General features: G+C 51.7%; 10 protein-coding genes. 7 read left to right on the plus strand and 3 right to left on the minus strand.

Annotated features, from left to right (window positions below; translation table 11 throughout):
• The 6 genes from ACN0IC_RS14475 to ACN0IC_RS14500 all read left to right on the plus strand — a co-directional run.
• A partial coding sequence (locus ACN0IC_RS14475; RefSeq protein WP_416879496.1) for a YciI family protein occupies positions 1-253 on the plus strand: 253 nt, incomplete at its 5' end.
• A gap of 63 nt (positions 254-316) precedes the next feature.
• Positions 317-1,057, plus strand: a complete 741-nt coding sequence (locus tag ACN0IC_RS14480) for a hypothetical protein (RefSeq protein ID WP_416879497.1) — start codon at positions 317-319, stop codon at positions 1,055-1,057.
• A 54-nt stretch (positions 1,058-1,111) separates the two neighbouring features.
• Entirely contained in the window at positions 1,112-2,782 is a 1,671-nt protein-coding gene (locus ACN0IC_RS14485; RefSeq protein ID WP_416879498.1) for an NAD+ synthase, read from the plus strand.
• 27 nt (positions 2,783-2,809) lie between these two features.
• Positions 2,810-4,162 (plus strand): glutamate--tRNA ligase, encoded by a 1,353-nt coding sequence (gene gltX / locus ACN0IC_RS14490; RefSeq protein ID WP_416879499.1) that lies wholly within the window; start codon positions 2,810-2,812, stop codon positions 4,160-4,162.
• Between the two features lie 73 nt (positions 4,163-4,235).
• Complete coding sequence (locus ACN0IC_RS14495; protein ID WP_416879500.1) at positions 4,236-4,649, plus strand: hypothetical protein; 414 nt, start codon at positions 4,236-4,238, stop codon at positions 4,647-4,649.
• Between the two features lie 337 nt (positions 4,650-4,986).
• Complete coding sequence (locus tag ACN0IC_RS14500; RefSeq protein WP_416879501.1) at positions 4,987-5,697, plus strand: fasciclin domain-containing protein; 711 nt, start codon at positions 4,987-4,989, stop codon at positions 5,695-5,697.
• Positions 5,698-5,975: 278 nt separating this feature from the next.
• Here the strand turns inward: ACN0IC_RS14500 and ACN0IC_RS14505 are convergent, their stop codons facing one another.
• The 3 genes from ACN0IC_RS14505 to ACN0IC_RS14515 all read right to left on the minus strand — a co-directional run bounded on the left by ACN0IC_RS14505 (position 5,976) and on the right by ACN0IC_RS14515 (position 8,142).
• Positions 5,976-6,479, minus strand: coding sequence for a SixA phosphatase family protein (locus ACN0IC_RS14505; protein ID WP_416879502.1), 504 nt, complete (start codon positions 6,477-6,479; stop codon positions 5,976-5,978).
• Positions 6,480-6,533: 54 nt separating this feature from the next.
• Positions 6,534-7,283 carry a DUF481 domain-containing protein gene (locus tag ACN0IC_RS14510; RefSeq protein WP_416879503.1) on the minus strand — a complete coding sequence of 250 codons (750 nt, stop codon included), beginning with the start codon at positions 7,281-7,283 and terminating at the stop codon, positions 6,534-6,536.
• A 118-nt stretch (positions 7,284-7,401) separates the two neighbouring features.
• The gene (locus tag ACN0IC_RS14515) at positions 7,402-8,142 is read right to left on the minus strand and encodes a DUF481 domain-containing protein (protein ID WP_416879504.1); all 741 of its coding nucleotides are present in this window, start codon (positions 8,140-8,142) and stop codon (positions 7,402-7,404) included.
• A gap of 212 nt (positions 8,143-8,354) precedes the next feature.
• Here ACN0IC_RS14515 and serS point away from each other — a divergent pair, with 212 nt between their 5' ends.
• Entirely contained in the window at positions 8,355-9,623 is a 1,269-nt protein-coding gene (gene serS / locus ACN0IC_RS14520) for a serine--tRNA ligase (RefSeq protein ID WP_416879505.1), read from the plus strand.
• Positions 9,624-10,116 lie beyond the last annotated feature (493 nt).

Below are 10,116 nucleotides of genomic sequence, written 5' to 3' on the forward strand. Positions count from 1 at the left end.
TTTCTCCAACATGAAGACATTGGCCGAAGAGAAAAAACTGGTCCTGGCAGGCCCCTTTGTCGGAGACGAAGAAAAACGCGGCCTCTATATTTTCAATGTGCAGACGATTGAAGAAGCAAAAGAGTTGGTCAAAACCGACCCGGCGGTAGAGGCCGGGATTTTCGTTCCGGAATTCACCAAATATTACGGCTCCGCGGCTTTGATGGGCGTGAATGAAACGCATCTAAAAATTCAGAAAACGGCTGTTGAGTAATATAATTGAATTAATGACTTTAAATAGAATCTAGCACTCCCATATATTCTTTGGAGTAGGAAAATGTTTGATCAAGATTTATTAGAAAGTTTGCCTTCGGACCCTGAAGATGCTTTCGGGGTATTTGAAGCCACAATCAGAGCTCGTATTCCAGCGATTCAAGAGTTTCAAGAGCATTATGATCAGAGATCTTTTGACTTGGAACGAACTAGAATTACTAGAGACTATATCCTCGCATTAGCAGCATTTGCGGAGGTTTATAATTTTAATATGGGTGTGAATTTTGAAGAGCTCATGACATTGGAAGATGCCTCGTTCGACAGAGAGTTTAAGATAGCATCGGCGAAAATTCAGTACTTTTCGAACAAATGTGCCATCCAGCTTGCTCAACGCAAGAAAAAAGGAACCACATGTATTTACGTGCTTGAAGAAAAATCCAAACTAAAAATTCAACAATATATAGAAGGCATTAGGGAGCTAATACTGTCCGCAGATTTAACTGACTTAAAGAAAGAGGCATTGCTCACAAAGCTTAATAGTTTTTCACTTGAAGTCGATAAAGACAGGACACGTATAGAGGCGCTTGCGTCATTTTATGTATTAGCGAAATCGGAAGCTAAGGAGTTAATAGGAATATCCGATAAGGTCGAAAAAATCTGGGTTGCTGTCTCCAAAGGTAAGGAATTATGGAAAGCCTTACCTTCAATAGAGATCACAGCCCGTTTGAATGCTCCGCAAAAGAAGATTGAAGACAAATCGACACCAACAGAAAATTTTGACTTGGATGACGAAATTCCATTCTAATAGTCTCCCCTTTAAACCTTGCCGCTTTCCCGCCGCGCCGCTACACCCCCTTTCATGACGACACGCCTTAAAATTGCTTCGGCTCAGCTCAATCCGACGGTTGGGGATTTGGCAGGTAATATTGCTCTGGCCACAGACGCTTTGCATCGGGCGAAGGCGGACGGGGCGGATATTCTGGTGCTGCCGGAGCAGCTCATTATAGGCTACCCGGCGGAGGATCTGGTTCTCAAGCCGGCCGCTGTGGAAGACTGTAGATTACTGGCCGAAGATTTTGCGAAATTGACAAAAGACGGGCCTGCCGTGGTTTTTAACCTGCCTTGGGCTGACGGGCCACATCTCTATAACGCCGCCTTGTTCATGCGCGATGGAGAGATCACAGACGCTCGATATAAACATCATTTACCGAATTACGGTGTGTTCGATGAAGCCCGGATTTTTACGCGAGGGCCCTTGCCCGACCCGATTGAATTTAAAGGGGTTATGATTGGACTGCCAATTTGTGAAGACCTCTGGCAAGAGGGGGTAGCGTCCCATCTTCGGGCGCGCGGCGCCGAAATGATGATCTCGCCAAACGGATCCCCTTGGCGGCGAACGGCTCTATCCGAACGCACCGAAGCGCTCGGCGATAAAGTCCACACCTCCGGCCTGCCGCTCATTTACGTTAATCAGGTCGGCGGTCAGGACGAGCTGGTCTTTGACGGCTCCAGTTTTTGCATGAGCGCGGCCGGGGCCATTGTCCAATCCCTCAAAAGCTTCGTGCCGGATTACGACGTCTCCGTCTGGGAGAAAGAGGGCGGAAAATGGGTTTGTAAAAAGGGGAAGATCGAAGCGCAATTGACGGGGTATGAAGCGGATTGGCGCGCGACCTGTTTGGGGCTCGGCGATTACGTCAACAAAAACGGATTTAAACAGGTCGTCCTCGGCATGTCCGGCGGCATAGACAGCGCTATGGCCGCAACGATTGCGGTAGACGCTCTCGGTAAAGACAGAGTGTGGTGCGTAATGATGCCTACCAAATATACAAGCTCTGACAGTCTGGAGGACGCAAAATCTTGCGCCGAGCGGCTCGGCTGTCGTTACGACATTATTGCGATTAAGCCTGCGATAGACGCCTTCGACGAAATGCTTGAGCCATTATTCGAAGGGACGACGCCAGACACGACGGAAGAGAATATTCAGTCCCGCTCCCGCGCGCTCACCCTTATGGCGCTGTCTAATAAATTTGGGCCGATGTTGGTCACGACAGGCAATAAGTCTGAAATGGCCGTCGGCTACGCGACGCTCTACGGTGATATGTGCGGCGGCTATAATCCGTTGAAAGACCTTTACAAAACCGAAGTGTTTGCACTGGCAGAGTGGCGCAACGCCCATACGCCAGAGGATTTGCTGGGCGGAGACACTCCGATTCCGACGCGTATAATCACCAAACCGCCTTCGGCGGAACTGCGCGAAGATCAGAAAGACAGCGACTCCCTGCCGGAATATGACGTTTTGGACGACATCCTACGCGGCCTGATAGATTATGAATGGCCTGTCGAGGCGCTTTTGGAGCGCGGTCACAAGCCAAAAGATATAGCCCGCATTCAAAATCTCCTTTATATCGCCGAATATAAACGCCGACAGGCGCCGCCCGGCGTGAAAATCGGCATCAAGAACTTTGGCCGGGATCGCCGCTATCCGATTACAAATCGGTACCGCGACGCCGTGCCACAAACTGAACCCTAAGACGAAACCGAACCATAAGAAGAGTATATGTCCGCCCCAAACACTCCCCGCGTAAGATTTGCCCCGTCCCCGACGGGAAAACTCCATGTCGGCAATGTCCGTACGGCGCTGCTCAACTGGTTGTTTGCCCGTAAAAATGACGGCACATTTATCCTTCGTATTGATGATACCGATGTGGAGCGCAGCACCAAAGCTTATGAAGACGGGCTGCGCGAAGACCTGACCTGGCTCGGTCTGAAATGGGATGAGACGTTCAGTCAGTCAGACCGTTTCGAAAGCTATGAAGCCGCAGCGGAAAAGCTGAAGAAAGAGGGGATATTATATCCTTGTTACGAGACGGGGGACGAGCTTGACCGTCAACGCAAATTGCAACGTGTGCAAGGCAAGCCGCCCGTCTATAATCGCCACGCCTTGAGTCTGAGCGAAGACGACAAAAAAGAATTAGAAGCGCAGGGGCGCACGCCGCATTGGCGGTTCAAACTCTCCGGCAATCCTGTGACGTGGAATGATGTTGTGCGCGGGGAACAAACGATTGAAACGGACTCTATTTCCGACCCGGTTCTGATACGGGCAGACGGGACCTTTCTCTATACCCTGCCAAGTGTCGTGGATGATATTGAGGCCAAGATTACCCATGTCATTCGCGGAGAAGATCACGTCACCAATTCCGGGGCGCAGATTGAAATCTTTAAGGCGCTATCAGATCACCTCCCGAAATTTGCGCATATGCCGCTTTTGGTCGGCGCGGATGGAAAAGGGCTTTCCAAACGGCTCGGTTCGCTCTCTATGGGAGAGTTGCGAGACCGATATATTGAACCGCTCGCCATTTGCTCGCTATTGGGAAAAATTGGGACGTCTGACCCCATTGAGGCCCGTCCGTCTCTGGACGTTCTGGTGGAGGAGTTCAGCTTCGACAAAGTCGGCCGCGCCCCGGCCCGGTTTGACGAAGAAGAGCTGCTGCTCATTAACGGACGCCTGCTTCACGAAACGCCTTACGCCGATGTGAAAGAGCGTTTGGACGCTCTCAGCGTGTCTGGCGGTGAGGCGCTCTGGCTTGCCGTTCGCTCCAATGTCGAAAGGCTTTCGGATGTGAAAGCCTGGTCGGATATCATATTTCAACCGGCGGAGGGCAAAATTGCCGATGAGGATAAAGAGTTCTGCGCGCAGGCCGCAACTCTTCTGCCCGAAACCGTGGATCAAGAAAGCTGGGGTCCTTGGCTCAATTCGGTGAAAACGGAAACCGGGCGTAAAGGGAAGGGGCTGTTCATGCCGCTTCGCCGCGCTTTGACCGGGCTGGATCATGGCCCGGAAATGGGGCCGCTATTTGCGCTCATGGGGGCAGACCGTGCCAAGGCGCGGTTAAACGGTGAGGCCGGTTAGCTCACAAAACTGTGTGTTGGAAGTCAGGTCGCTCGCCTATACACCCCTCACACTTAACTGAGGGGAAGATATTATGCCTAAAAATCTTAAACCAGCTCTTTTGCTGACACGTCTGTTTATTGCCTATTTCATGCTCATGTGGGCACTGGACCGATTTTCAGATGCCGAACATGCGCAAAATGTGGCGAACTCGTTTTATAAAATCGGCGACTTAAGTCTCTCGGCCATACCGCCTCAAATCATCGGGGCGTTCTTATTGGCAGTAATTTTTGCGTTTGTCATTGGCCTTAAAAAACGGATTTCCTATGGCCTTGTCATGGTCATTCACGGGCTCGGAACGCTGTTTACAATCAAAAACCTCGTGCCGTTTTCAGACAGTTTTACTCTTATTTTCCTCGCTGCACTGCCGACGCTCGGAGCGATGATACTGCTCTTTATCCTTCGCAGAGAAGACACGATTTTGAGCCTGAAAGGGAAATGGAGCTAATCTAGAAGGAATGTGGTCGCCCCTTTCGTTTCAATTTGAAACGTCAAAGGCGACCCGTTCAAACCTTCCCGGGGTATTGGCCCGGGGATATAGGTAAGGATTGTCCTGCTGCCGGACGGGGAGTGGAAGTGGTATCAGGCAACAAAATTCCAAATATACCTTTGATTGTATTTTGTCAATCTCCAAATAGACCGTTTTGTGTTGAGGTAAAGAAAATCTGAGCTTTCTCCGAGTTCGGGCAAGATTAAAGCTTGTTAAGTTAAAATCCCCAAGGGGGAGTTTTTCCGTAGTAAAATTAATCCCGCATGATCGGGAGAAACCTTCTCGGAGACTATTGATGACACATTTTGCAAACAAGACACTTTCCCCCTTAATTAAAACTGTTGCGGCTGGCGCGCTCATCATCGGATTATCAGGCCAGGCCTTTGCTGGCGATTGCGACAAAACAAAGATAACGAAAACGGCTGAGATGACGAACGCGGCTGACGCCCCCTTTTCTACGTCAACACAAACTCCGGAATATCCGAATGTGAGCGTATATTCAGACGGAGTAAAACTTGCCGCCTATCGTGACCATCACTCGGATAAAAAAGACATGAAGAAAGGCACGATCGTGGATGCCGCAATGGCAACGGACAGTCTCTCTACTTTGGTCGCCGCTGTGAAGGCTGCCGATCTTGTCAATGCTTTGAGTGGTGAGGGCCCATTGACTGTTTTCGCCCCGACAAATGATGCCTTTGATGCCTTGCCAGCTGGAACGGTGGACACATTACTGATGCCAGAAAACCAGGCTGATTTACAGAAAATTCTCAAAGCCCATGTCGTTGCTGGCAAACTATCCGCCAGTAATATTATAGAGCTGGCGACGGAAAATGGCGGAATGGTCGAGGTTGAGACCCTGAGTGGAGATACACTGACGGCAGTCCTGAAAGACGAGACGCTCTATGTCAAAGATGAAAATGGGGGACTGGCAGGTGTCGCCAAAGCTGACATCATGAAATCAAATGGCGTTGTTCATGTAGTTGATAAGGTTTTGCTCCCTTCATAGAGCAGAACTGACCCAAAGATGGGTCTAATGCTTACGACTAGCGTAACCTTTTTGTTAGTCGTTCCTGTTAACGTCTCCGGTGCGCCTCCGCCGGGGGCGTTTTCATTTCCGGCGTCTGAAAAGTCGGAGCCAGAAAGGATCGAATATTACCATGGCGATCACGATTGCGGCGCCCCATATCCAATGAACGCCTCTTAACCAAAGCCAGATGAAAAGCCCCAGAAGCAGGGGAAAATAAAGAAACGCCCAATAAACTTTCAAAATCGCGATAAACGTTTTCACTCTAACTCTCTGGGAAGAATGAGATCGATAAGCCGCCAATTTTCCGGTGTGAGCCAGTTTGCGGCAATCGGCTTTCTCGCGCTGTAAACCGCGCAGGCGGCTGTCGGAAAATTGTGCTCCTGTCCACTTAGGTAGTAATGAAGCTCTGCCCACCCCGGATTGTGACCCAGCAACATGAGATTTTTCTCAGGGAAAGCTGTGCCGTTGCATATCTGGAGAACTTCTTCCGGCCCAGCGTGATAAAAGCCCGGATTGTAATGTACTTCCTGGGCGCCGGGTATGGCGCGTATCAGGCGCATGGCGGTCAGGCGTGTGCGCTTTGAATCAGAACTCCAGATTATGTCCGGCGCATACCCCCGAGCGTAAAGCTCCGCGCCGACATCCGTTGCGGCCTTTTCGCCGCGCGCATTCAGAGGGCGTTGATGATCGGTCAAACCGGCCTCGGCCCAGGACGATTTCGCGTGACGCATCAAAAGCAGATAGGGAGCGGATTGGGTCATGGCTTCAGTCTAACCCGAAAGCCTGATTGTTTCCATCTGAGAGTAGGGTGCGCCCTAATTCATTTTATAGACAATGCCCAAACGGCTGATCGTGTCGGTTTTTTCGCGCCCGTCCGGCACGTCGCTATGGGTTTCCACGCGGAATGAGGCGCGAATGGCAAAGCTGTCGAACAGGTTTGACGTAATGCCGGCTTCATTGACAAAGAACGTGTCGAGCTCCGAGTAGAGCACTTCTGTGTCATTTGAAAAGGTGACTTGCTCGTTAAAGGCATGCTCGAAATCGGAATAGACGCGCGCGCTGATGAAATCTTCTTTCATACTGGCCACGCCAAGCGGATTTCCGGGCGCCAGACGCGCCTTTTGAGAGCGAAAGCCCGCACCGCTTTCGACCTGCCACTGGGTAGGATCATCGACGATGAGGCTGTATCCCACACCGCCGCCGGCGAAATAGCCGCTTTTATAGGCGCCGAAGCTATCATTGAAATAATCCGCATTGGCATAGCCATAAATGGCCGGGGCAAAATCGCGGCCAATTTTATAGCCCAGACGATAGCGACGCTTATTGGTTTCGCCCTGATTTCGGCCATAATCGGCCGACATTTTGGCAGAATGACGCCAGTCACTGCCGCGGTTTTCTAGTTTGACCGCAAAGCCGAGATCTGTGGTCTCATTATTTCCGGTAGTTTTCGCGCCGTTGAGAGAGGCTTCGCCCGTCCACCCTATCTCTTCCGATGCCTCTGACTGTTCCGCCACACCCAAGCTGAGGGAGATGGCAAAAACGGCAGAAAAGGCAAGGCGGTACATGTTGGGCTCCTGAAGGTAAGACTCTACTGGCTATAGGAAATGACGGTTAAGCTGGCGTAAACTATTCCTGACGTGTGGGTGGATGCGGGGCGAAGACTGACCTCCGCCCCCATACACTCTATTTCATAGTATAGACGATACCGATTCGGCTAATCGTATCGGTTTTTTCCGTTCCGACAGGCACGTCCGTATGATGTTCCACGCGGAAAGAGGCGCGCAAGGCAAAGCTGTCAAAGAGCTGAGACGTCACACCGATTTCATTTGTCAGGAATGTATCGGAGGCGGAGTAGAGAAGTTCCGTGTCGTTATAGGCAGAGACTTGCTCGTTAAAGACATAATCAAGATCAGAAACCAGCTGACCGGCGATCTCACTTTCCGTCCGGCTTGGCTCTCCTGTCGGGTTATTCAGGGGAAGACGTGCTTTTTGCGACCGGTAACCGCCGCCAGCTTCAACGCTCCAGGTGAGCGGCGCGTCGGCCAGGATTTGATAGCCGACACCTGTGCCGAGGAAATAGCCCTGTTTAAACGCGCCAAAGTCATCGCTGAAATAATCGGCGCTGGCATAGCCGTAAAGCTGCTCGGTGATATCGCGGTCAATTTGATAGCCAAGCGCGTAGCGGTTCTTGTTCTCTTCGCCGTCGGCCTTGCCGTAATCGGCAGACGCCTTGATGGAATGTTTCCAATTGTCCGTTTCCTTGGCGAGTTTCAGGCCAAAGCCAATATCCGTGGTCTCTGTATTACCGGTCGTCAGAGAGCCGTTCAGCGCGGCTTCACCCGTGAAGCCGTCCGTGAATTGAGCGTGAGAGGCAGTGGCGGCTCCGGCCCAGATCAACGCGGAAATGGAAAGTGTTCGTAACATTTGGAAAATCTCTTTTGCTAGGGAAGGCCCGTATGCCGGGCGAAAAAACGGCTTATATTAAATTGATTATGAACATAGGTTAAATGAACGCTTGAGGCGGTTAAAGGCGGGATGACAGGTCTTGCGCACTTGTTGAGAGCCGCGCGGACCGTTATAGCGTCGCCAACTCAGACACTTCGGTCGGATTGACCCAGAGATAGAATAGACCTGACATGCACGATATCAAAGCCATTCGCGAAAACCCCGAGCAGTATGACGCCCTCTGGGCCAAGCGCGGACTTGAGCCGCAGACCAAGAAAATTCTCGATCAGGACGCGCTTATCCGCAAAGCGACCCAGGTGATGCAAGAGGCCGAAGCCGCTCGCAACAAAAGCTCCAAGCTTATCGGTCAGGCCATGGGCAAAGGCGATAAAGAAGAAGCCGAACGCCTGAAGACCGAAGTCGCCGGCGCGAAGAACGTCATAGCCGCCATGGGCCAACAGGTCGAAAGTGAAAAAGCGCAATTGGATATGCTGCTCGCCAGCCTCCCAAATGTCCCGTTTGACGATGTGCCGAACGGCGAGAGCGAAGACGACAATGTTGAAGTCGCCAAATGGGGCGAGCCGAAAAAGTTTTCATTCGAGCCGCAATCCCATGATGACCTCGGCACCGCGCTCGGCCTGATGGATTTTGAAACCGCCGCCAAGATGAGCGGTAGCCGTTTTGTGGTGTTGAGCGGGGCGCTCTCCCGCCTGGATCGCGCTTTGGCGAGCCTGATGCTGGATCTGCAAACGGAGGAGGGGTTTGAGGAGACAACACCGCCTTTCCTCGTTTGGGACCGAGCCTTGTTTGGAACAGGCCAGCTCCCAAAATTTGAAGAGGATTTGTATAAAACCGATGGCGATCACTACCTCATCCCAACCGCCGAAGTTTCCCTAACCAACACGGTTCGCGAATCCATCCTCGACGCCGATGCGCTTCCCAAACGCCTGACCGCTCACACACCTTGTTTCCGTTCCGAAGCCGGCTCTGCGGGGCGTGATACCAAAGGCATGATCCGCCAGCATCAGTTTAACAAGGTCGAGCTGGTCTCTATCTGCAAACCCGAAGAGAGCGAGGACGAGCATAAGAACATGCTGCGCTGCGCTGAGGCCGTCTTGCAGAAACTGGAGCTGCCTTACCGCGTCGTCGAGCTTTGCACGGGGGATCTCGGATTTGGCGCGCGCAAGACTTACGACATCGAAGTGTGGCTCCCAAGCCAGAACACCTACCGCGAAATCAGCTCCATTTCCAATTGCGGGGATTTCCAGGCTCGCCGTATGCAGGCGCGCTATAAATTCGCGGAGAAAGACAACCGTTTCGTCCATACGCTCAACGGCTCCGGCCTCGCGGTTGGCCGAACGCTCGTCGCTATTCTGGAAAATTACCAGAACGAAGACGGCACGATCACAGTGCCGAAAGCTCTCGTGCCGTATATGGGCGGGTTAGAGACGATTGGGTAAGTCAGTTTCCTCCCCCGTTTACGGGTTTTGAACCTAAGCCCATAAAGCGTCGTAACTCATTACTCCTCCACCGCCGGGGCGGGGGAGGTGGCCCCGAAGGGGTCGGAGGGGGTAGGCGAAACTTTCATCTTCCGGGTAATGGTTTTTAGGCGCGTTGGACAACGCGCGCGCGCCCTCCGTCACTTTCAGTGACACCTCCCCCGTAAACGGGGGAGGAATATCATCCTTTATAAAATCATCCTCATTTATCATTTTTAATTACCTAACTAATTCATCACCTTACCCGCACTCTCAAGAGATGCGTCCCCAGCCTTCTATCCTGCGTTATATTTTAGATGTTGTTTTTGACGGGGCGTTGCCCCGGCTCTGACAATTTTGATTGGACCGGAAATCGATACTCAATCGATTTCTGTTTCGGTCAAACCAAAATTGTTCCGAACACACGGACAGGCGTGCTAGCGTGGCGTGTTGGTGTTACGGACGGTGGGACTGA

Source organism: Litorimonas sp., assembly GCA_029936425.1.
Classification (GTDB): Bacteria; Pseudomonadota; Alphaproteobacteria; order Caulobacterales; family Maricaulaceae; genus Litorimonas.